Genomic DNA, 23,101 nt, shown 5'->3' with positions numbered 1-23,101 from the left:
ACCGGCCATCACGCTGATACGGACGTCCGGCATATGCCGGGCGTCCGTTTTTTATTGGTCGTCATCCCGATCGGCACGCCGTGCGGAATTGTAGCCGAACCGTTGTTCGAGCTTGCCGAAGGCGAAGAGCACGCAGATGGCGGCCAGTGTCGTGAAGAAGGCTATCGGCCAGTAACCGAAGCCCATGGCAAGGCCGATCGCGCCGGAGAGCCACATGCCGGCGCCCGTCGTCAGCCCGTGCACCCGACCTCTGGCAAAGACGATCATGCCGGCGGCAAGAAAAGCGACGCCGGCGGTCACCGCTTCGATGACGCGCAGCGGATCGATCCGCACCTGCGCGTCATCGGCAAAACCCGGCATGTGCACAGCCTCGATCGAAATGATGGCGAAGAGGGCCGCGGCAAGACTGATCAGAATATGGGTGCGGAAGCCTGCCGGGCGGTCGCGTGCCTCACGCTCGAAGCCGATCAGCCCGCCGAAGACGATGGCGCCGAGCAGGCGGGCGAAGATGACGGGATAGTGGATACGCGACGCCGGTATCATGTCGGCGATGATCAGATCCATGGATTCTTCCTACAGCATATGAAATTTTCGCTGGCTAACGTGTGAGCGCTAGATTTGTTCGGCTTTTTTCACTCGTGCGTCTGGATTCCCCACGGGCATTCTCCCATGCCGGCCGCTGCCGGCATGCCGTTCGAGGCACAGATCGGTGAACCCTGCATCATCCTGTCGCCGCGCCAACCTTTCAGAAAGGATTGGGCGGCGATAATTGCGGCCTCACGGGAATCGGACAGATGGCCAAGACAGCGACACGCGGCCGCCGCAAGGCGCCGGCGAGAGGAAAGAGCAAAGCGCGCAGCAGCGGTGGCGGATTGCTGCCCTGGGCGGTGATCGGCATTGCCGCGATCGGCGGTATCGTCGCCCACGACCATTGGAAGAGCATTGAGCCGATGCTTGCGCGGCAATCGGCGCCGGTCGCGCGGGAAGCGGCGGAGCAGCGACCTGTCGCCAGCAAGGACGTGCCGCCGAAGCAGGTGGCGCTTGCCACACCCACGCCAAAAGCCGCGCCGCCGGTGAAGCAATCGCAGTTGCTGCCGCCGGCGACGATCCCGACGCCGGCGATCCAGCCGGTCAAGGCGGTGCCGTCCCCGCTTACCCCTGCCAATCCGGAAACAGGCACGGTCGCCTTCGGCTATTGCGGCCAGGGCGCCCATATCAACTGTGTCGGCGATGGCGGCGTCTTCTGGTACAAGGGCGAGAAGATCGTGATCGCCGACATGGCAAGCCCCGTCGTCGATCAGGCGCGCTGTGACGGCGAACGCAGGGTGGCCTTTGCCGCCAAGTCGCGGCTGCTGGGGCTGCTGAACGCCGGTCCCTTCACCATGAACGCCGCGGGCAAGACGGAGGCCTCAGGCGCGCCGCGCGTCGTCTCGCGCGACGGGCGCTCTTTCGGCGCGCAGCTGATCAATGAGGGGCTGGCGCGCAAGCCAGGGGCTGCCGGCGGCGCGTGGTGCGCCTGACGGCATCCGGCTTTTTCAGCGAAGCATAGCCGCAAAGCTCTCGCGCAGTTTGCCGGAGCTGTTTTTGTTATTTGCCCTTTTTCACCAGCTTGCCGCCGGTGCGGAAGCTGCCGGCGAAGGAGGAATCCTTGCTTTCGGCCGTGCATTCGATCGCAATCGGCTTGCCGGCATAGGGATTGCCGAAAGTGCAGAAGCCGGCGACCTTGACCTGGCCCGTCATCTTGTTGCCGACACCCGTGGTGACGAGGCTGAGCGGCAGGCGGGCATTGCCGTTGGAGGCGGGCTTGATGCCGCTGCCGTCGCCCTGAAAGCCGAGCGCCTTGCCGTCCGAGGTGAAGATGAAGGTCACCACGCCATTGACCAGCGTGACGCTGGCAAGCTCGTTCTTGCAGCCCTTGGTGGCGTCGAACTTGGCAACAACAAGCTTGGCACATTTGCCGGAAAGGGTGATGACACCGGGCGCGCCTGGAAAGGTCTCGGGGGGAGACGCCGGCGCGGCAAAGGCCGGCAAGGCGAAGGCGGTGGAAAAAATTGCGGCGGCAATAGGCGCGGAAAGTCTCATTCTCTGTCTCAACCCCATCTGTCTGCAGCGGCGAATCGCCCGTGCGTCAATAGCCATACGTTGGATAGCTAGGCATTGGCACTGTTCTGTGACTTATTTTGGTCTTTACCGGCCGGCGCCCGGCGTCGAACAATGTCAAAGCATGTTGCCCGGAAGTGTGCAGCGGCTTCGAGATAACGACATGCATAAAAGCGCGCCGCATGAATCGTGATAGGGCGCGCCTTAGGGATTTTTGAAATCATCCCAGAGGATCGCTGCACCAGCCGCGAATAGGGTGATCGGATCAGCCACAGCTTGATGCTGATGGGTTCGACGACATGAAGCTGCATATAACCGAAACCGACGAGGCCGACCCAATCAGGGTAAGGCCGAGGACTATGGATATCGCCTTGCGTGTCCTCTGCGTCGTCCGTCCCCCATTTCTCCATCTGCGGGGCTCCCGCAGCGTATTGAAAATCCGCGTGCCGATGACCGGAGCCGGAAAATCCCCAAGACGGGGATCTATCAACGATGTCAGGGAGATCGGATGGTGGGCGTGACAGGGATTGAACCTGTGACCCCTACGATGTCAACGTAGTGCTCTCCCGCTGAGCTACACGCCCATCCGATGGCGGCGCATAGATCACAAAACCTTCGGAGCCGTCAATAGGCTTTTTTCAGTTTTGTGACGCGCCGCCCGGCAAGCCTTATGCGGCAAGCATTTTGTTGACCTCGTCGACGAGATCGCGCAGGTGGAAAGGCTTGGAAAGCACCTTGGCATCCTTCGGCGCCTTCGAATCAGGGTTCAGCGCCACGGCCGCAAAACCGGTGATGAACATCACCTTCAGGTCGGGGTCGAGCTCGGTGGCGCGGCGCGCCAGCTCGATGCCATCCATCTCGGGCATGACGATATCGGTCAGCAGCAGGGAAAACGGCTCCTCGCGCAGCCGGTCATAGGCGCTGGCGCCATTGTCATAGGAAAGGACCTTGTAACCGGCCTTTTCGAGCGCTTTCACCAGGAAGCGGCGCATGTCGTTGTCGTCTTCTGCGAGAAGTATCTTCTGAGTCATCAATCCAGACCGCTGATCAATAAGTTTTTGGTGGGTGCCCGGGGTTTACACTAGTCTTTACCCGGTAAACAACCGGTGAATTGCCTGTGCGCGACCGCATCCCTCCTACATAGTATGGACTTGGGGCCGGGCAACTGGCAACATGGGCAAAGCAGCCAGTTCATGACATGGTAAAGAGGGCCGAAAGTGCCGGAGATACGCGAATACGAGCTTTTTGAGGTTCATGAGCCCGTGTCGCAGACCATTCCCTTCGTCTACAACTCCCCTCATAGCGGCCGTATTTATCCACCGGAATTTATCGCCCAGTCCAGGCTCGAGGGCATCGCCATACGCCGTTCCGAGGATCATTATGTCGACGAGCTGTTCGGTTCGGCCGTGGTACTCGGCGCACCGCTCCTGGCCGCCAACTTTCCGCGCGCCTATCTCGACGTCAATCGCGAGCCCTATGAGCTTGATCCCAGGATGTTCGACGGGCTGCTGCCGCCCTATGCCAATATCAACTCGCTCCGGGTCGCCGGCGGGCTCGGCACTATTCCGCGCATCGTCGCCGAGAACATGGAGATCTATGCGCGGCGGCTGCCGGTGCAGGAGGGGCTCGACCGGGTCGAAGCGGTCTACAAACCCTATCATGCGACGCTCCGGCGGCTGATCGCGCGAACGCATGTACAGTTCGGTTTCGGCGTGCTGATCGACTGCCATTCGATGCCCGGCAATGTGCGCGTCGCCGGCAGCACCGCGCGGCCTGATTTCATCATCGGCGATCGTTACGGCACCAGCGCTTCGGCCGAACTTTCGCGCGCCGCCATCGCCATCCTCGAGGAAATGGGCTTTGCGGCGATCCGCAACAAGCCCTATGCTGGCGGCTTCATCACCGAACATTACGGCCGGCCCTCGCGCGGCCTGCATGCGCTGCAGATCGAAGTGAACCGGGCGATCTATGTCGACGAGGTTACGCTGGAGAAACGCGCCGACTTCGCCGCGGTGGCTGAGGCGGTCACGGGTTTCATGCAGCAGATGGCGGATTATGTCGAGAAATTCGCCGGCGACCGGGCGCTGGCCGCCGAATAGCCTGCGTCGATTTCACCGATATTATCCGGCCATGTCTGCGGGCCAAAAATCTCCCGGCCAAAAAAAACCGCGCTTGTAAGCGCGGCTAAGTCTAGGGAGGAAACACCCAAGGAGGGTATTTACAGTCAGAAGACTGTACCAAGGACGCTACTATTGCATTGCACAAATGTCAAGCAATATATTGCGCTGCGACATCTTTGGGCAGTGGGCGCGCAATGGAAGCGATTGGAGGGTTCACCCACGTCCCGATCGAACTGCCTGCTGTGTTTGCATTCCCGCTGCTTTTCGTTATGAAAGCGTCACGCCCGCCAGCCAAACGGATCCCTCATGCTTCCTGACCGCTCGTTCTTCAACCGTCTGGCGGAGGCCGCCAAGGCCGAGACGCTGCCGCGCTTCCGCTCCGGCCTCGATATCACCAACAAGCTTTCTTCCGGTTTCGATCCGGTGACGGAGGGCGATCGGGCGGCCGAACTCGCCATCCGGGCGCTGATCGAGGAGAATTTCCCCGACCACGGCATTCTCGGCGAGGAGCACGGCAATGTCGGGCTCGATCGCGACTATGTCTGGGTGATCGATCCGATCGATGGCACGCGCGCCTTCATCTCCGGCCTGCCGGTGTGGGGAACGCTGATCGGCCTGCAGAAGGAAGGGCGGGCGATCATGGGCATGATCGAACAGCCCTTTACCGGCGAGCGTTATTTCGCCGACCAGAACGGCTCGCTCTATAGCGGCCCCGAGGGCGAGCGGCGGCTGGCGACGCGCCAATGCGAGGCGCTTTCGAACGCCATCCTGTTCACCACCTCACCGCATCTCTTCGCCGGCGAGGAGATGGAGAAATACCGCGAGATCGAGAGCCAGGTCCGGCTCTTCCGCTACGGCTGCGACTGCTACGCCTATGCGCTGCTTGCCGCCGGCCATATCGATCTCGTCGTCGAAAACAGCCTGAAGCCCTATGACGTCGGCGGCATCATCCCGGTCATCGAGGGGGCGGGCGGCATCATCACCACCTGGGACGGCGGACGGCCTGAGAACGGCGGCTCGATCATCGCCGCCGGCAGCCGGGCGGTCTACGATCAGGCGATCGCCATCCTGCAGCGCTAATCCCGGGTTGGCTTGCCAATCCCTGGGTTGGCTTGCCAGTCCCCCGGGGTTGGCTCTGCTGATCCCCCCGTCGGCTCTGCCGATCCGGCTCACGTGCCGAGGGCGGCGACGTCCTGGTTTTCTTCGGCGTCGCTGCCGGGAATGAAGGCGTGGAAGGCGGCAAGGGCGGCGGCGCGATAGGTATCCCGTTCCTGGAAGATTTCGTGGCGGGCGCCGTTGATCGGCACCAGTTGGCCGGCGCGGAAATAACGCGAGAGCCGCTCCTGCGCCGTGTAGGGAACGACGCCATCTCGCGTCGGGGCGATGACGATGGTCGGGATGGTGATCGAGAAGAGATGGTTGGGCGAGGTGACCCGGTCCATCGTGCGAAAAGCCTCGGTCAGCCAGCGGGCCGTCGGCGGCCCGAGCGTCAGCTCCGGATGGGCTTTCATCATCGCGACATTGCGCTCGAAGCGGGTTTCGTCCGAGGTCAGCGGGTTGTCGCGGAAATCCGGCTCCTTCAGTTTCGAGGTCAGCGGCAGGAAGCCGAGGCCGAGTGCCGTCAGTGTGCCGGCAAGCGTTCGGATGACGCGGGGCGAGGCCGACTGGCCGGTCAGGCCGATAAAGGGTGCCGACAGCACCATGCGATCGATACGGGTGGTAAGATAAGGCGCGGCCGAGAGCGCGATCAGCCCGCCTGTGGAATGGGCGAGCAGGTAGAAGGGCAGGCGGGTATCCGGCAACACCACCTTTTCGAGGAAGGTGTCGAGGTCACGTTCGTAATCGACGAAGCGGCGGATGTGGCCGTGGTTGCGGCGCTTCAGAAGCCGCTCCGAACCGCCCTGGCCGCGCATATCGAAGGTGGCGACCCAGAGACCCTTGGCCGTCAGGTCGCGGATCGTCTCGAAATATTTCTCGATATATTCGTTGCGGCCGTGCAGGATGACCACCGTGCCCCTGGCGACCTGAGCACTGGCGCGGAAGACGGCGTAACGCAGCCGGTGGCCGTCATGGGTTTCGAAGAACCCTTCCGTGCGGTTTTCCGGGGCGGGATTGTCCGGCGTCGAATAGAGAATCTGATCCATGACTTTGCAATGCGCCGCTGCTGACTGCTTCGCATCAGGGATAGCGCATGGCATCCGGCTTGGAAAGCGGCGACCCCGTAGGGCGGGAAAGCGCGAAAAGGGCCGGCAGGAGCATGAGGGTGCTCACAGCCGGCCGAGTTTGAGGCTGAAGAAGAAGGGACGATGCACTTCAGCCATCGGGACCAGATTCACCCGACGCTGCGATTTCTAGGCGGATGCGTGTGAACGCGCTCCGAACCGGCCGTTCATGCGGGGTTCACGGCGCCGGTCGGGCGATTTCGGGAGGGTCTTGAACTCGCCAAATCCCATCACCATCTCCTTCCTGCGGGTGCCGAAGAGGGCCCGCGCAACCGTCCCGAGGCCGCCAAAGATGGGGTTTCAGGGGCATTTTATCGCAACACGTCGCTTCCACAGGAGGACATCATGCGTCACGTAGACTTCTCTCCCCTTTATCGCTCGACCGTCGGTTTCGACCGGCTCTTCACCATGCTCGACAGCCTCGCCCAGCCGGAGCAGGCCCAGACCTATCCGCCCTATAATATCGAGCGCACCGGTGAAAACACCTATCGGATCACCATGGCGGTCGCCGGTTTCGACGAGACCGAACTTTCGATCGAAGCCCATGCACATGTCCTGTCCGTCAAGGGCGAAAAGGCCGATGAACCTGCCGAAAGCGGCGAATTCCTCTACCGTGGCATTGCCAAGCGCGCCTTCGAGCGCCGCTTCCAGCTTGCCGACCATGTCGAGGTGACCGCCGCTTCGCTGAAGAACGGCCTGCTGCACATCGACCTTCTGCGCAACATTCCGGAGGCCATGAAGCCCCGCAAGATTGCGATTGCCGCAGAGCCGGTCGAGGCTCCGAAGGCCATCGAGGCGCAGGTCATCAACGGCTAATCACATCCCTTAAGAAAAAAACGGCGCTCCGATCGGGGCGCCGTTTTTTATTGCGGCAATAGGTTCAGGCCGGGCTGGCGGCTTCGTCTATTTCCTTTTCGGTTGCGCGGCGGGCCGCGGCGGCGGCGTATTTCTGGGCGATGACGGCGCAGACCATCAGCTGGATCTGGTGGAACAGCATCAGTGGCAGCACGATTGCGCCGATCGACTGGCCTGAGAAAATGACGTTTGCCATCGGCACGCCGCTTGCGAGGCTCTTCTTCGAGCCGCAGAAAGTGATGGTGATCTCGTCGGCCTTGCCGAAGCCGAGCCAGCGGCTGCCGAACATCGTCAGCACCAGCACTAGCCCCAGAAGAACCATATCGGCGACGATGACGACGGCGATATCGGCGATCGAGAAGGTGTGCCACAGGCCCTCGACGACGGCCGTCGAGAAGGCGAGGTAGACCACCATCAGAATCGAGCCGCGATCGACAGGCATCAGGATCTTCTTCTTGGCGCGGATCCAGTCGCCGATCCAGGGCTGCAGGATCTGGCCGACGATGAAGGGGGCAAGCAGTTGCAGCAGGATCTGCCGAAGCGCGTCGAAGGAGAAGCCGCCATGGCCGCCGACAGAAAACAGCAGGCCGACCAGCAGCGGCGTCAGGAACATCCCGAAGATATTGGAGGCCGAGGCCGAGCAGATGGCGGCAGGCACGTTGCCGCCGGCCATCGAGGTGAAGGCGATTGACGACTGCACCGTCGACGGCAGCACGCAGAGGAAGAGAATGCCGAGATACAGCGGCTGCGGCAGGATCGTGTCGGGGATCCATCCGAGCGCCAGGCCGAGCAGCGGGAAGATGCCGAAGGTCGTCAGCAGGATGGCGAGATGCAGGCGCCAGTGCAGCAGGCCCGCGATAACGACGTCGCGCGAAAGGCGGGCGCCATGCAGGAAGAACAGCAGCGCGATGGCAAGATCGGTGGCGATGCCGAAATAAGCTGCGAATGTGCCGCTCGCCGGCAGCAGCGAGGCGAGAATGACGGTGCAGACCAGCAGGATCGTGAAAGTATCGGGCAGAAAGCGGCGCATGGCGGTCTCGCGACTTTGATAGGTAGTCATTGTTTTGTCGACCATTGTGATCCACGATGCAAGGAATAACAGTTATCAAGGAACTGGATCATGCTGGACCTTTCGCAACTGCGCAGTTTTGTCGCCGTCGAGCAGATGGGCAGTTTTACGCTCGCCGCAGAAAGGCTCGGCCTTGGTCAGTCGACTGTCAGCCAGCATATCCAGCGGCTGGAGGCGGCCCTAGGGCGCAAACTCCTGGCGCGGGACACGCATAAGGTCATACTGACCGGCGATGGCGAGGCGCTGCTGTCGCATGCGCGCAGCATGCTTTCGATCGAGGGACAGGTGCAGTCGCTGTTTCGCAGCAACAGCCTGCGCGGCAGCCTGCGTCTCGGCGTATCGGAAGATTTCGTCACCAGCCAGTTGCCGGCGGTGCTGGAGGATTTCGTTCGGTCTCATCCCTCTGTCGACCTCGAACTGACGGTGGCACTCTCGGGCGTCCTCTACGAGATGCAGGACAATGGCGAAATCGATCTGGTGCTCGCCAAGCGCCGGCTCGGCGATGCCCGCGGAAAGCTGGTCTATCGCGAACCGCTCGTCTGGCTGGCGCGCGATCCGGAGCGTGTGCTGGCCGCCGGCCCTTTGCCGCTGATCGCCTTTCCGCCGCCGAGCGTCACACGGGTGATCGCGCTGGAGGCGCTGGCGCGAAACGGCGTGGCGTGGCGGATTGTCTGCACCTGCGGCAGCCTCAGCGGATTGACGGCGGCCGCACGGGCCGGCATGGGCGTGCTGGTGCAGCCGCGCAGTATGGCGCCCTCAGGGCTGAAGGAGGTCGCCGCGGGAAACCTTCCGCTGCTGGAGGATGTGGAATTCGTGCTGGTGCCACGCAAGGGGGCGGACCAGGCGCTGGTCGCCGCACTGTCGGACGATATCCTGCAGAAGGTGAGGCGGCTGAAGTCGGCGTGAGTGATTGCCGCGGTCAGGCGGCCAGGCACTTCAGGAAACCATCCACATCCGCTTCCGTCGTCGCGAAGCTGGTGACGAGGCGGATCAGGGTTTCATTCTCGGAAACCAGTTCAGGCGTTGTCGCCGGCACCGGCCATTCGTAGAATTTTGCGCCCTTTTCCTCGGCGTTTTTTGCCGCATGTTTGCCAACCACGGCAAAGACTTCGTTGGAAGCGGTCGGCCAGGCGAGGCGGGCGGCGCTGCTGGCGCCGATACCGGCGCGCAGGCGGCCGGCCATGCCGTTCGAATGGCGGGCAAGATCGAGCCAGAGGCCGTTTTCGAAATAGGCATCGAACTGGGCGGCAATGAAACGCGACTTGGAGAAAAGCTGGGCGGCGCGCTTGCGGATGAAGGGCATTTCGCGCGCCCGATCCGGATCGAAGAAGACGATCGCTTCCGCACACCAGCAGCCGTTCTTGGTGCCGCCGAAGGACAGCATATCGACGCCGCGTTTCCAGGTCATTTCGGCCGGGGTGGCGCCGAGTGCAATCAGCGCATTGGCGAAGCGGGCGCCGTCCATGTGAAGCGGCAGGTTGCGCTTTCTTGCGATGGTGGCGATCTCGCCGATCTCGGGCAGGGAATAGACCGTGCCGATCTCGGTTGCCTGGGTGATGGTCACTGCGCTGGCGCGTCCGTGGCGGAGGGCGTCTTCCGGAAAACCTGCAATTTTTGCGGAAAGCTTGGCCGGATCGATCTTGCCGGCTTCGCCGTCGACGGCGACGAGGCGGGCGGAGCCGGAGAAAAACTCCGGAGCGCCGCATTCATCCTCGATCACATGCGCCTCTGAATGGCAGAAGGTGATGCCGCCGGGGCGCTGGACGCTTGCCAGCGACAGGGAGTTGGCGGCCGTGCCGGTGGCGACGAAGAAAACCGAAACCTCACACTCGAAGATTTCGCAAAAGCGAGCCTCGACCTTCTTGTCGAGATCGCCGGCACCATAGGCGGCGGCAAAACCGGCCGATTCCGCCAGCAGACGTTCGGCAATGGATCTATGGGCGCCGGCCCAGTTATCGGAAGCAAAGAACATGTGGGGAACCGTTGGAAGGGAGAGTTTGGCAGGGCCGAGGCGGAGATTACGCCAAAGCTTCACAGGATCAAGGCTGCTGCCCATGACACATCACAAAAATTGAACTACGCAATCAACAAACAAAATAGCAGAATATTTCGTAATTTTATTTCGCATCGGCGACCGATTCGGTAATCTTCCGTCGCAAATTGATGTTTTTTCGGGATGCGCTCTTGCGGACCCGAATGCTTTCTGGCATAGAACAGATGAATTAGGACAGTGTTGCTGTCCTATTTTGGCCCGAGTGGCCGAAGAAGCGCCGAAAACCCTGGAACGGACGGGCTTTCACGCTATAGTTCTTCCGAGCGTCAAGCCTTAAGGGCGGTGCGCGGAGGGCGAATGGCAGGCGCGGAACGCGACGGTTTGCTTTCCTCATAAGCAGATGTCTGCGGCCGATCTTCACCATGCAACAGCGCTGTCATGCGCCGAACCTATTTTGGTTGCGGCCCAGGACGAAAAGCCGCCCGCGGCCCCGCGGGCTTCGACAGGAGGAAAGATGATGACGAAGACGCCATCCATGGAATTTGACCGGTTCGCTGCTGCAGAGGTGCGCGCGACGGCCAATATGTCCAAATCCGCCTCCGGCCTGCCGAAGAAACAAGGCCTCTACGACCCGCGCAACGAACATGATGCCTGCGGCGTCGGCTTCGTCGCGCATATGAAGGGCCAGAAGTCGCACCAGATCGTCAAGGACGGCCTCTTCATTCTCGAGAACCTGACGCATCGCGGCGCCGTCGGCGCCGATCCGCTGATGGGCGACGGCGCCGGCATCCTGGTGCAGATCCCCGACCGGTTCTTCCGCGAGGAGATGGCCGCGCAGGGCATCACCCTGCCGCCGGCCGGCGAATATGGCGTCGGCCATATCTTCATGCCGCGCGATGAAAAGCAGATCGAGCACTTCAAGAAGGTGATCAAGGATGTCGTCACCGAGGAAGGTCAGGTCCTCATCGGCTTTCGCGACGTGCCTGTCGATAATTCCTCGCTCTCCAAGGCGCCGGCGATTGCCGCAACAGAGCCGCATCATGTGCAGGTCTTCATCGGCGCCGGTGAGGATGCCGAAAACAATGACGAGTTCGAGCGTCGGCTGTTCACGCTGCGCAAGGTGATCTCCAACCGCATCTATGACGAGTTCGACGGCGAGGAGAGCAATTTCTATCCCGTGTCGCTGTCGTCGGCGACGGTGGTCTACAAGGGCATGTTCCTGGCCTATCAGGTCGGCGTCTATTACAAGGACCTGACCGACCCGCGTTTCGAAAGCGCGGTCGCCCTGGTGCACCAGCGCTTCTCGACCAACACCTTCCCGTCGTGGAAGCTCGCGCATCCCTACCGCATGGTCGCCCATAACGGCGAAATCAACACGCTGCGCGGCAACGTCAACTGGATGGCGGCGCGCCAGGCCTCGGTTTCCTCGCCGCTGTTCGGCGAGGACATCTCCAAGCTCTGGCCGATTTCCTACGAGGGGCAGTCGGACACGGCCTGTTTCGACAATGCGCTCGAATTCCTGGTGCGCGGCGGCTATTCGATGGCGCATGCCGTGATGATGCTGATCCCGGAAGCCTGGGCCGGCAATCAGTCGATGGCTCCAGAACGCAAGGCCTTCTACGAATATCACGCCGCCCTGATGGAGCCCTGGGACGGACCGGCTGCCGTGGCCTTCACCGACGGCAAGCAGATCGGCGCGACGCTCGACCGCAACGGCCTGCGGCCGGCGCGCTACCTCGTCACCGATGATGACCGTGTCATCATGGCGTCCGAAGCCGGCGTGCTGCCGGTTCCGGAGGAGAAGATCATCCAGAAGTGGCGCCTGCAGCCGGGCAAGATGCTGCTGATCGATATGGAAGAAGGCCGGATCATCTCCGACGACGAGGTGAAGTCGAAGCTGGCGACGGCGCATCCCTATCGCAACTGGCTCGGCCGCACCCAGCTGATTCTCGAAGAACTGAAGCCGGTGGAGCCGCGGGCGCTGCGCCGCGACGTGTCGCTGCTCGACCGCCAGCAGGCCTTCGGCTATACGATTGAGGATACCCGCATCCTGATGTCGCCGATGGCGACGACGGGCCAGGAGGCGATCGGCTCGATGGGGACGGATACGCCGATCTCGGCGATGTCGGAAAAGCCGAAGCTGCTCTACACCTATTTCAAGCAGAATTTCGCACAGGTGACCAACCCGCCGATCGATCCGATCCGCGAAGAGCTGGTCATGAGCCTCGTCTCCTTCATCGGCCCACGCCCGAACATTCTCGACCACGAAGGCATGGCGAATGCCAAGCGGCTCGAAGTGCGTCAGCCGATCCTGACCAACGGCGATCTCGAAAAGATCCGCTCGATCGGTCATACGGAGGACCGTTTCGACACCAAGACGCTCGATTTCACCTATGATATCGAGCGGGGTGCTGCCGGCATGCCCGAAATGCTCGACCGGCTCTGCGAGCGTGCGGAAGCGGCCGTCAAGGGCGGCTACAACATCATCGTGCTCTCCGACCGCCAGATCGGGCCTGATCGAATCGCCATTCCGGCCCTGCTGGCAACGGCTGCCGTACACCATCACCTGATCCGCAAGGGGCTTCGCACCTCTGTCGGTCTCGTCGTCGAGACCGGCGAACCGCGCGAGGTCCATCATTTCTGCCTGCTCGCCGGCTACGGCGCCGAGGCGATCAACCCTTACCTTGCCTTCGACACGCTGCTCGACATGCATGCCAAGGGCGACTTCCCCAAGGAAGTCGATGCGTCCGAAATCGTCTACCGCTACATCAAGGCGGTCGGCAAAGGCATCCTCAAGGTGATGTCGAAGATGGGCATCTCGACCTACCAGTCCTATTGCGGCGCGCAGATCTTCGATGCGATCGGCCTGTCGTCGGAACTGGTCGACAAGTATTTCTTCGGCACCGCGACGATGATCGAAGGCATCGGCCTCGAGGCGATCGCCGCCGAGACCGTCGACCGCCATAACGCGGCCTTCGGCGCGGATCCGCTGCTGGCGACGACGCTCGATATCGGCGGCGAATATGCCTATCGCATGCGCGGCGAAAGCCATGCCTGGACGCCGGATGCGGTTGCAGCCCTTCAGCATGCCGTGCGCGGCAATGCCGAGGATCGCTACCGCGAATTTTCCGAGATGGTGAACAATTCGGCGCTGCGGATGAACACGATCCGCGGGCTGTTCAACATCAAGAGCGCCGAGGCGCTCGGCCGCAAGCCGGTGTCGATCGACGAGGTCGAGCCGGCCGCCGATATCGTCAGGCGTTTCTCGACCGGGGCGATGTCGTTCGGCTCGATCTCCAGAGAGGCGCATACGACGCTGGCGATCGCCATGAACCGGATCGGCGGCAAGTCGAACACCGGCGAGGGCGGTGAGGAATCCGACCGCTACATGCCGCTCTCGGATGGTTCTATGAACCCGGAACGGTCGGCGATCAAGCAGATCGCCTCGGGCCGCTTTGGCGTCACGACCGAATATCTGGTCAATGCCGACGTACTGCAGATCAAGGTGGCGCAGGGCGCCAAGCCCGGCGAAGGCGGCCAGCTGCCGGGTCACAAGGTCGATGCGACCGTTGCCAAGACCCGCCACTCGACACCGGGTGTCGGCCTGATCTCGCCGCCGCCGCACCACGACATCTATTCGATCGAGGATCTGGCGCAGCTGATCTACGATCTGAAGAACGTCAACCCGACCTCGGATGTCTCGGTCAAGCTCGTCTCCGAAGTCGGCGTCGGCACGGTTGCCGCCGGCGTCGCCAAGGCGCGCGCCGACCATATCACCGTCGCCGGCTTCGACGGCGGCACCGGTGCGTCGCCGCTGACCTCGCTGAAACATGCCGGCAGCCCCTGGGAGATCGGTCTTGCCGAGACCCAGCAGACGCTGGTGCTGAACGGCTTGCGCTCGCGCGTCGCGCTGCAGGTGGACGGCGGTCTGAAGACCGGCCGCGACGTCATCATCGGGGCGCTGCTCGGCGCCGATGAGTTCGGCTTCGCCACCGCGCCGCTGATTGCGGCCGGCTGCATCATGATGCGCAAGTGCCATCTCAACACCTGTCCGGTGGGGGTGGCGACCCAGGATCCGGTGCTGCGCAAGCGCTTCAAGGGCACGCCTGAGCATGTCATCAACTACTTCTTCTTCGTTGCCAACGAAGTGCGCGAAATCCTCGCCTCGCTCGGCTTCACCCGGCTCGACGAGATTATCGGCGCCTCGGAACTGCTGGAGAAGGACGAGATGCTGGCGCATTGGAAGGCCAAGGGTCTCGACTTCAGCCGTATCTTCCACAAGGTCGATGCCGCCAAGGAAGAGACTTTCTGGACGAGCCGGCAGCAGCACCCGATCGACGATATTCTCGACCGCGCGCTGATCGCGCAGGCTCAGCCGGCGCTGACCGACAAGACGCCCGTCGCCTTCGAGGTCGGCATCAAGAACGTCGACCGTTCGGCGGGCGCGATGCTGTCCGGCGAGGTCGCCAAGCGTTATCGCCACCGCGGGCTGAAGGAAGACACGATCAATGTGACGCTGCGCGGCACGGCAGGTCAGAGCTTCGGCGCCTTCCTGGCGCGCGGCGTCACCTTCAACCTGATCGGCGACGGCAACGACTATGTCGGCAAGGGCCTTTCAGGCGGCAAGATCATCATCCGGCCGCCGGAAAATTCCAGGATCGTCGCCGAGAACTCGATCATCGTCGGCAACACCGTGCTTTACGGCGCGACCGAGGGCGAATGCTACTTCCGCGGCGTGGCGGGCGAACGTTTCGCCGTCCGCAACTCGGGTGCGATCGCTATCGTCGAAGGCGTCGGCGACCATGGCTGCGAATACATGACCGGCGGCGTCGTCGTCGTGCTCGGCGCCACGGGCCGCAACTTCGCGGCCGGCATGTCCGGCGGCGTTGCCTACGTGCTCGATGAAACCGGCGATTTCGCCAGCCGCTGCAACATGGCGATGGTCGAGCTCGAGCCGGTGCCCGAGGAGGACGACATGCTGGAGAAGCTGCATCATCACGGCGGCGATCTCATGCACAAGGGACGCGTCGACGTCTCCGGCGACATGACGCGCCATGACGAGGAGCGCCTTTACCAGCTGATCTCCAACCATCTGCATTATACGGGCTCCACCCGCGCCAAGCAGATCCTCGACAGCTGGGCCGATTACCGTCCGAAGTTCCGCAAGGTCATGCCTGTGGAATACCGTCGTGCGCTCGAGGAAATGGAGCGCAGCCGGATGGGCATTGCCGCGGAATGATGTGCAATGGGACAATCGTCATCCGCTGACCCGATGCGGCGGATGACGGAGACATCCCGATGACCCCGTGACGATCATGCCGGCGGCGGAAAGCCGTCCAGATCGCGCGGATGTTTCAGAGGACATGCTCCAATGACGGTCAAGAGAAGCAACTTGCCCCGGGTACCGGGACTGACGATAGACAGATTGGCTGCGGTGAGGCGGTCATGAGGGTAAGGGACGAAGATATGGGTAAGGTAACAGGGTTTCTGGAAATCGACCGGCAGGTGGCGAAGTACCAGCCGGCGTCGGATCGTATCCGTCATTTCCGTGAGTTCACGATCCCGATGTCGGACCCGGAAGTGCAGAAACAGGCCGCGCGCTGCATGGACTGTGGCATTCCCTATTGTCATGGCCCCACGGGCTGCCCTGTGCACAACCAGATCCCCGACTGGAACGACCTCGTCTACAACAACAATTGGGAAGCAGCGATCCAGAACCTGCATTCGACCAACAACTTCCCGGAGTTCACCGGCCGCGTCTGCCCCGCGCCTTGCGAGGAAGCCTGTACGTTGAATCTCGAAGATGCGCCGGTCGCCATCAAGACGGTCGAGCAGGCGATTGCCGACAAGGCGTATGAACTCGGCTTCATCCGGCCGCAGCCGGCCACCGTCCATACCGGCAAGAAGGTCGCCGTCATCGGTTCGGGTCCCGCCGGCATGGCGGCCGCTCAGCAGCTCGGCCGCGCCGGCCACGAGGTGCATGTCTATGAGCGCGAGACCAAGCCGGGCGGCCTGCTGCGCTACGGCATTCCCGACTTCAAGATGGAGAAGAACTTCATCGACCGCCGCGTCGAGCAGATGAAGGGCGAGGGCGTCACCTTCCATTGCGGCGTCAATGTCGGCGTCGATGTCAAGGTCGAGCAACTGCTCGCCGATCATGATGCCGTCCTCTATTGCGGCGGCTCCGAGACGCCGCGTGAGGCGGGCATTCCCGGCACGGACCTTGCCGGCGTGCATGACGCCATGCCCTATCTGGTGCAGCAGAACCGCCGCGTCGGGCGCGAGAATATCGACAGCGTCGGCTGGCCGTCGGACCCGATCCTTGCCGGGGCCAAACATATCGTCGTCGTCGGCGGCGGCGACACGGCTTCGGACTGCGTCGGCACGGCGTTCCGCCAGGGAGCCGTCAAGGTCACCCAGCTCGACATCCGGCCGCAGCCGCCGGAGAAGGAAGACAAGCTTGCCGTCTGGCCCTTCTGGGCGACGAAGATGCGCACTTCCTCCTCGCAGGCGGAAGGCGCCGTGCGCGAGTTCCAGGTGGCGACGCTCGAATTCGTCGGTGAAGACGGCGTGCTGACCGGGGTCAAGTGCTGCGAGGTCGACGAGCGCCGGCGGCCTGTTCCGGGCACGGAATTCGTCATCCGCGCCGATCTCGCCTTCATCGCCATCGGTTTCCGCGGCCCGTTCACGACGAGCGTCCTGAAGGAACTCGAGGGCAAGCTGACGCTCAATACCGACAAGCGCGGCTCGACCAATGTCGTCGCCAACGACCGCGACTACAAGACGTCGGTCGACAAGTTCTGGACGGCGGGCGATGTGCGCCGCGGCCAATCGCTGGTGGTCTGGGCAATCCGCGAAGGCCGCCAGGCGGCGCGCGCCATCGACGAGGCATTGATGGGGTCGAGCGTTCTGCCGAACTGACCGCAGCCCGCATAGAACTCCCGAGACAAAACTCCGCCTTTCCGGCGGAGTTTTTTGTTGGGGGCATGCGCTGGTGCGACCGCTGCTGGTGCGACCGCTTGACGCGGAGGCATCCGCCGCAAGCCTCAAGCAATGCCGGGACGCGAGATTGTCCAGCGGACGCCGAGCTCAGGAGGAGCCGGCCGCGACCGAAGCCGCACAGGCATTTCACCAGGATTTTTCACATGGTTTCCGCAGTTGACAGCACAAGGCTGGTTTCGGCCCAATATGCGCTGAAAAACCTTCGCAGCTCCGACGACGACAGTTCGCAGGATACGCAGAATTCGTCGGCCGCCAGTATCCTGAGCAGCTACGGGCTCGATTCGAGCTCCGCCTCGCTGCTTTCCAATCAGGCTTTGTCCGGGCTGCTCGACACGCTTTCATCCCAAAGCGATACTTCAGATGAGGCCGACGCGACGGATGACGGCGCCGACGTGACCAGCGCCTCCTTCATGTCGATGCTGAAGCAGCAGCTGCAGGATGCGGCTGCGGCCGAAGGCGAGAGCGGCAAGGCCCATGACATGCTGGCCGCGCTGGAAGCCGGCACGCTGACCATCACCGATCCGACGCAGGGCGTATCGATTGCCGCCTGGGACGTCGACGATCCCGACGAGGCTGATACCGAAAGCAAGGCCGGCAAGCAGGTCGATGTCAGCGGCTGGAGCGATTTCCTCGACGCGCATCTGGAGCGCGGCGCCGATGGCGCTTTCGTCAAGGAAAACGGCAGCTATGTCGATCAGACGAACGACAGCAACGCCTTCTTCGGCCTGATCGGCGCGGATTATTATTATCTGAGCTGGCCGCAGGCGGGGGCGGTGTAAACGGAACGAAAAGGAAGGCTGCCGCGCGGAGTTTTCATTTGACCGAGACTTCGGCCGGCGTCTTTGCCGCAGGCAGGCGGTAATCATCGACGCGGCCGGGCGGCGCGGGCGTCATTTCGCCCTGCTCGACCAGGAGGTCGCGGGGCGATCGTGTCAAAGCCATTGGCGGGGGCCTGGCGCCGAGAAGTTCGGCGCCGCCGTCGAGATTGGGATCGGAGAGGCTGATCGGCACGGTATGTTCGACCGGATTGGCGGGAAGGCCGAGCCCGGGCAGATTGCTTTCGTCCAGGCGGATCAGATCCGGGCTTGCCTGGGTGCCGAGAATGCGGCGGGCGGGCTTTTCCACATAGAAGGCGAGCTTGCGCCGGCCGGCCTGTGTCAGGTTGATGCCATCGGAGGTGCGCAGGCGCACCTGCTGGCCGTTCACATCAGAGCCGGTGACGATGAAGTTGCTGTTTTCATCGACGAAACCATCCCAGATGTCGACGAATTCGCCGCCGATGCTTTCGACCTGGTTGCGGTAAAGCTGGTTCATCTGGACGGCATCGGCCGTCATCTGATCGGATTCGAAGGCGGGAAGGCCGACCCAGAGCAGCGGGATCTTGCGGTCGGTAACCTCTTTGCCGAAGGAGAGGACGCGGCGGCGGTATTCTGTAAACCAGCCGTCGGTGCGGAATTTCTCCTTGGCGGTATCGGTCACCATCTGCTGGCGGTCGTTGGCGCCGAGCATGACGACGACCATTGCCGGCTTCAGCTCGTCGATCATCTTCGGCAGCTGTTCCGGCCAGTCGTAATAGTCGTCGCGGACGAGGCCCGATGAGACATTGCCGCGGGCTTCGACGACCACCCCGGGCGAAGTCTCGAAGGCGGCGGTGAGGCCATCGCCGAGGCCGCTGGCCAGGAAATCGCCGACGATCAGGATCTTCTTGGCATCGCCGAGTTTCTGCACCGCCGGCTCCTCTTGCACAGGTGCGCGGAGCGGCGGCGCGGTGCGGGTGTTGACGACGGCTTTCTGCGACGGTGGACGCTTGCGCTGCTGCTGGCGCTTCGGCTGCGGGACGTCGGGCGCCTGCGGCCCGTCGTCGAGATAGCGCCGGCCGAGAAAGAAATCGAGGATCGAACGGCGCTGGTAGCGCTGCTCCTGGGCTTCCGCCACATGCATCGGCGCAAGTGCGCCGAGGCATAGCGAAACCGCCGCCAGGGCGAGCACGAGCCAACGGATGGGGGGGCGGTCAATTTTCTTCGTCATGGGCAGTTCCGCATCTGCCGGCATCTTGCACGCAGGGCAGGCCAGCGTCCACTCCCGCTATTATCTAGGTCACGATTCCGCCGCTTCTAGCGACGCAGTGCGTTCAGAAGCGGCAATGAAGGTTCGCCATCCGGCTGCATGCCGATGCGCTCCTGCACGGCCGATATCGCCGCTTTCGAACCCGAGCCGAAATTGCCGTCGACTTCGCCGTTGTAATAGCCGAGCGTCTTCAGACGGGTCTGCAGCTCGAATTTCTCGGTGATGTCGAGGGCGCCGTCCGGCCGCGGCCAGCGCTGCTGCATGCCGCCGTAGCCGGCGATCTGGTCGGCGAGCAGGCCGACGGCAAGCGCGTAGCTGTCCGAGGCATTGTAATTCTTGATGGTGAAGAAGTTGGCGGTCATCAGGAAACCTGGGCCACTGGACCCGGCCGGCATTTTCAACATGGCTTTGGTGGCGCTCTCGCGGAAGGCCTTGCCGTTCGGGCGGGTCAGGCCGAGGGCCGCCCATTGGGCGAGCGTATGGGTCTTGCCGGCCTGTTTGGCGGCTGCGGCGGGAACGACAACCTCGTAGCCCCAGGTCTTGCCGGTATCCCAGCCGTTCTTCATCAGCAGATTGGCCGAGGTCGCCAGCGCATCGGGCACGGAGTTCCAGATATCACGATGGCCGTTGCCATCGGCATCGACGGCATAAAGCAGGTAGCTTGTCGGAATGAACTGGGTATGGCCCATGGCACCAGCCCAGGAGCCGGTCATCTCGCGGGCCGGCACGTCGCCGTTCTGCAGGATCTTCAGCGCGGCGACCAGTTGCTTCTTGGCGAACTTGGCACGGCTCGGATCGGCATAGGCAAGCGTTGCCAGCGCGCGCGGCACGTAATGCAGCCGGTCGTCCTTGTCGAGGATCGCGCCATAATTCGATTCCATCGACCAGATGGCGAGCAGAATGGTTTTGTCGACGCCGAATCGCTGTTCGATCGCAGCCAGCGTTCTTGCGTGCTTGGCGGCCATCTCGCGGCCGATCTTGACCGTATAGGGATTGACGCGGGAGTCGACGTAGTCCCAAATCTTCGAAGTGAATTCAGGCTGGTAGGCCGCCTTTTCCAGCACGGTCGGGTCGGGCTCGCTCACCCCGGAAAAGGCCTTTTGATAAGTTGCCTTACTGATGCCACTCTGAGCGGCTGTTTGGTAAAAATCCGCGATCCATTTCTGGAACCGGGAATCGGCTTTCGCGTTGTCGGGGACCAGTCCCACATGGGCGGCGACAATGAGGGCGAGAGCAAGACCACGAAGGGAGTATTTGTGATTCTGGGTCATCGACAGTGTTATCCGTCATCTTCAGTTTCTGGCGCAGCGGGGCATCATGTCCGCCCAGACCCGAGACTACAGGAACGGAGTCAACAAATTCTTTACCATGGCGATCCGCTGCGGTCACCATTTGCAAAACAGTAGCAATTCTATACTAGTTAAAGCTAAAAAGCTCCATTTCCAAAGCGATATGAATCGAAGCAGGAGGCCGGGTGTGGCTCAACACAACAAAGTTCGTAAAGCAGTATTTCCGGTTGCCGGGTTGGGAACGCGATTCCTCCCCGCAACCAAGGCTGTTCCGAAGGAAATGTTGACCGTCGTCGACAAGCCGATCATTCAATATGTCGTCGACGAGGCGATCGAGGCCGGGATCGAACATCTGGTCTTCGTCACCGGACGCAACAAGCACGTCATCGAAGATTATTTCGACATCCATTTCGAGCTGGAGCAGACGCTCAAGGAACGCGCCAAGAAGGCTGAGATCACCCTTCTCGCCCAGCAATTGCCGAAGGCCGGTACGGTGAGCTTCACCCGCCAGCAGGAGCCGCTCGGCCTCGGCCACGCGGTCTGGTGCGCCCGCGAGATCGTCGGTGACGAGCCCTTCGCCCTGCTGCTGCCCGATATGATCATGAAGGGCGACAAGGGCTGCATGAAGGGCATGATCGACCTTTACGGCCAGAGCGGCGGCAATATCATCGCCGTCGAGGAATGTGCGCCTGATCAGGCGCATAAATACGGCATCGTCGGTGTCGGCGAGGCGATCGGCGAGGGCTTCCGCATCACCGGCATGGTGGAAAAGCCCGCCAAGGGAACCGCGCCTTCCAACTTCTTCATCAACGGCCGCTACATCCTGCAGCCGGAAATCTTCAAGATCCTCGAAACCCAGGAGCGCGGCGCCGGCAACGAGATCCAGCTCACCGACGGCATGCTGAAGCTCTTGAAGGAACAGGATTTTGCCGGTTACCACTTCCGCGGCACGACCTATGACTGCGGCGCCAAGGACGGCTTCATCCTGGCGAACGTCGCCTACGCCCTCGAACGTGCTGACATCCGTCCGTCCGTCGAAGGCGGCTTCAAGGAATTGCTTGCGAGCCTGAGATAGGGCTTCGCCCAGCGTATCAAGTAAAAGAGCCGCGCGCATCCAGACCGGATGCGCGCGGCTTTAGAATTCGGTCAGTTCGGCCGACTGATCTCGTCCAGATACCAGTTGATATAGCGCAGTTCGTTCTGCTCCATCGGCGCGATCGGTCCCGGCACAAAATAGTGCGAGAGAACGCCGCGCGACGTGTGCTCTATGATGGCCTTGTCCTCGTCGGTCGTCACCGTCCAGAGCCACACGAGCTTGGCGAGATCATAGTCTCTGCCCTCCTCGGCTTCACTGTTGACGAGCCAGATCAGTTCCATCTCGCAAGCTGTCGGGCCCTTCGGAATGAAGCGATAGATCATGCCGTGGTCGGGATAGCAGACGAGAAATGAGGTGCCGCCGAGATGGACTGAGGTGACGCCGCCATCAAATTCGGTAAATCGGCCCATCAGCATGCTGAGCGGCGAGCCGTCCTGGCTGCCGGTCTTAACACCGTCATAAAGCGCATAGCGGAACGCGTGGATGGCTTCTCTGTTCGCCGCGGATGTCTGCCAGTGATCGCCGGAACCGACCGCGATGCCGAGGGCGCATGTGCGTTCCTCCATCGCGGCGTTCAGCGTCTCGATCATGTGCAGCGGCTGTTCCAGCGCATGAGTCTGCGAATATTCGGGGTGCGCCGGGCCGCAATGGTAGCATTCCACATAGTTTTCCACCGCCAGCTTCCAGTTGGCGTCGACAGGAAAGGTCTGCCGATGCGCCACCTTAGCCTGCCGCCAGCCATATTGGCCGCAGGTCGCATAGAGCAGATTTTCGACCTCGGAGAAATCGAGCGGGTCGTCTGCGAAGGAAATGAAGATCAAGCCTTCGACCACACGGACATGCAGCGTCTTCAGTCCGTAATCCTCCCGCTTGAAATCTTTTGGCATCAGCCTTGCTGCCTTCAGGCTTCCATCATTGCCATAGGTCCAGGCATGGTAGGGACAGACGAAGACACGGGCATTGCCCTTATCCCGGGTGCAGACCTCGGCGCCGCGATGGCGGCACACATTGAGCAGCGCATGAATTGTTCCATCGGCATGTCGCGTGACGATCACCTGCTCCGAGGCCATGCGAAACACTTCGAAGTCATTCGGATTTGGAACAACGCTCTCATGCGCGAGGCAATGCCAATGGCGGCGGAACACGCGCTCCAGATCACGCTCATAAATGTCCGGATCTATGTAGAATGGCCGGGCAAGACCGTGGCCCGGCTTATGAGCCGCAATGAGCTGATCGATGCGGTCGACCGATGGCGCAGCCGGTGTTTTGGTTTCAGGTGCTAGCATGG

General features: G+C 62.1%; 18 protein-coding genes, 1 tRNA gene and 1 pseudogene. 9 read left to right on the top strand and 11 right to left on the bottom strand.

Translation table 11 applies throughout. The features are described 5' to 3' along the window. Positions 1–51 precede the first annotated feature (51 nt). The gene (locus tag AF337_RS28040; RefSeq protein ID WP_049734713.1) at positions 52–564 is read right to left on the bottom strand and encodes an MgtC/SapB family protein; all 513 of its coding nucleotides are present in this window, start codon (positions 562–564) and stop codon (positions 52–54) included. 230 nt (positions 565–794) lie between these two features. Between AF337_RS28040 and AF337_RS28035 the strand changes: the two genes are divergently transcribed. After that, a complete protein-coding gene (locus AF337_RS28035; RefSeq protein WP_049734855.1) occupies positions 795–1,520 on the top strand; it encodes a hypothetical protein in 726 nt (241 codons plus the stop codon). Positions 1,521–1,587: 67 nt separating this feature from the next. On the opposite strand, the gene AF337_RS28030 is transcribed toward AF337_RS28035, so the two are convergent. The 4 genes and pseudogenes from AF337_RS28030 to cpdR1 all read right to left on the bottom strand — a co-directional run bounded on the left by AF337_RS28030 (position 1,588) and on the right by cpdR1 (position 3,131). Beyond that, positions 1,588–2,082, bottom strand: coding sequence for a hypothetical protein (locus AF337_RS28030; RefSeq protein WP_116429671.1), 495 nt, complete (start codon positions 2,080–2,082; stop codon positions 1,588–1,590). A 222-nt stretch (positions 2,083–2,304) separates the two neighbouring features. Continuing rightward, a pseudogene (locus AF337_RS46330) lies at positions 2,305–2,527 on the bottom strand (hypothetical protein). Positions 2,528–2,609: 82 nt separating this feature from the next. Next, positions 2,610–2,684 (bottom strand) — tRNA-Val (locus AF337_RS28020). Positions 2,685–2,768: 84 nt separating this feature from the next. Then, positions 2,769–3,131, bottom strand: coding sequence for a response regulator CpdR1 (cpdR1, locus tag AF337_RS28015; protein WP_003542883.1), 363 nt, complete (start codon positions 3,129–3,131; stop codon positions 2,769–2,771). Between the two features lie 186 nt (positions 3,132–3,317). On the opposite strand from cpdR1, the gene AF337_RS28010 reads away from it, so the two are divergent. Then, positions 3,318–4,199 carry an N-formylglutamate amidohydrolase gene (locus tag AF337_RS28010; protein WP_049734711.1) on the top strand — a complete coding sequence of 294 codons (882 nt, stop codon included), beginning with the start codon at positions 3,318–3,320 and terminating at the stop codon, positions 4,197–4,199. Positions 4,200–4,526: 327 nt separating this feature from the next. Then, positions 4,527–5,300 (top strand): histidinol-phosphatase, encoded by a 774-nt coding sequence (hisN, locus tag AF337_RS28005; RefSeq protein WP_049734710.1) that lies wholly within the window; start codon positions 4,527–4,529, stop codon positions 5,298–5,300. Positions 5,301–5,389: 89 nt separating this feature from the next. On the opposite strand, the gene AF337_RS28000 is transcribed toward hisN, so the two are convergent. Beyond that, positions 5,390–6,364 carry an alpha/beta fold hydrolase gene (locus AF337_RS28000; RefSeq protein WP_049734709.1) on the bottom strand — a complete coding sequence of 325 codons (975 nt, stop codon included), beginning with the start codon at positions 6,362–6,364 and terminating at the stop codon, positions 5,390–5,392. Positions 6,365–6,787: 423 nt separating this feature from the next. Here AF337_RS28000 and AF337_RS27995 point away from each other — a divergent pair, with 423 nt between their 5' ends. Continuing rightward, complete coding sequence (locus tag AF337_RS27995) at positions 6,788–7,258, top strand: Hsp20 family protein (protein ID WP_049734708.1); 471 nt, start codon at positions 6,788–6,790, stop codon at positions 7,256–7,258. 64 nt (positions 7,259–7,322) lie between these two features. On the opposite strand, the gene AF337_RS27990 is transcribed toward AF337_RS27995, so the two are convergent. Beyond that, on the bottom strand, positions 7,323–8,372 hold the full coding sequence (locus tag AF337_RS27990; RefSeq protein ID WP_049734707.1) for a bile acid:sodium symporter family protein: 1,050 nt from the start codon (positions 8,370–8,372) through the stop codon (positions 7,323–7,325). 45 nt (positions 8,373–8,417) lie between these two features. Between AF337_RS27990 and AF337_RS27985 the strand changes: the two genes are divergently transcribed. Next, a complete protein-coding gene (locus AF337_RS27985) occupies positions 8,418–9,272 on the top strand; it encodes a LysR substrate-binding domain-containing protein (protein WP_049734706.1) in 855 nt (284 codons plus the stop codon). 13 nt (positions 9,273–9,285) lie between these two features. Here the strand turns inward: AF337_RS27985 and AF337_RS27980 are convergent, their stop codons facing one another. Next, positions 9,286–10,338 carry a threonine aldolase family protein gene (locus AF337_RS27980; protein ID WP_049734705.1) on the bottom strand — a complete coding sequence of 351 codons (1,053 nt, stop codon included), beginning with the start codon at positions 10,336–10,338 and terminating at the stop codon, positions 9,286–9,288. Between the two features lie 535 nt (positions 10,339–10,873). Here AF337_RS27980 and gltB point away from each other — a divergent pair. The 3 genes from gltB (at position 10,874) to AF337_RS27965 (ending at position 18,140) form a co-directional block, all read left to right on the top strand. After that, positions 10,874–15,598, top strand: a complete 4,725-nt coding sequence (gene gltB / locus AF337_RS27975) for a glutamate synthase large subunit (protein WP_193393665.1) — start codon at positions 10,874–10,876, stop codon at positions 15,596–15,598. Between the two features lie 227 nt (positions 15,599–15,825). Then, entirely contained in the window at positions 15,826–17,280 is a 1,455-nt protein-coding gene (locus tag AF337_RS27970) for a glutamate synthase subunit beta (protein WP_049734704.1), read from the top strand. A 224-nt stretch (positions 17,281–17,504) separates the two neighbouring features. After that, entirely contained in the window at positions 17,505–18,140 is a 636-nt protein-coding gene (locus AF337_RS27965) for a hypothetical protein (protein WP_049734703.1), read from the top strand. 34 nt (positions 18,141–18,174) lie between these two features. On the opposite strand, the gene AF337_RS27960 is transcribed toward AF337_RS27965, so the two are convergent. Together AF337_RS27960 and AF337_RS27955 are read right to left on the bottom strand one after the other, a co-directional pair. Beyond that, positions 18,175–19,413, bottom strand: a complete 1,239-nt coding sequence (locus tag AF337_RS27960) for a DUF459 domain-containing protein (protein WP_193393664.1) — start codon at positions 19,411–19,413, stop codon at positions 18,175–18,177. 62 nt (positions 19,414–19,475) lie between these two features. After that, positions 19,476–20,699 (bottom strand): lytic murein transglycosylase, encoded by a 1,224-nt coding sequence (locus AF337_RS27955; protein WP_049734701.1) that lies wholly within the window; start codon positions 20,697–20,699, stop codon positions 19,476–19,478. A gap of 205 nt (positions 20,700–20,904) precedes the next feature. On the opposite strand from AF337_RS27955, the gene galU reads away from it, so the two are divergent. Beyond that, positions 20,905–21,792 (top strand): UTP--glucose-1-phosphate uridylyltransferase GalU, encoded by an 888-nt coding sequence (galU, locus tag AF337_RS27950; protein ID WP_049734700.1) that lies wholly within the window; start codon positions 20,905–20,907, stop codon positions 21,790–21,792. 71 nt (positions 21,793–21,863) lie between these two features. Here galU and AF337_RS27945 read toward each other — a convergent pair whose 3' ends face one another. After that, complete coding sequence (locus tag AF337_RS27945; protein WP_049734699.1) at positions 21,864–23,099, bottom strand: aromatic ring-hydroxylating oxygenase subunit alpha; 1,236 nt, start codon at positions 23,097–23,099, stop codon at positions 21,864–21,866. Positions 23,100–23,101: the final 2 nt, after the last annotated feature.

The organism is Rhizobium ecuadorense (genome assembly GCF_001187535.1).
GTDB lineage: Bacteria > Pseudomonadota > Alphaproteobacteria > Rhizobiales > Rhizobiaceae > Rhizobium > Rhizobium ecuadorense.
Note: the sequence above shows the minus strand (reverse complement) of the source record. Positions and strands in the feature narration are given on the sequence as shown.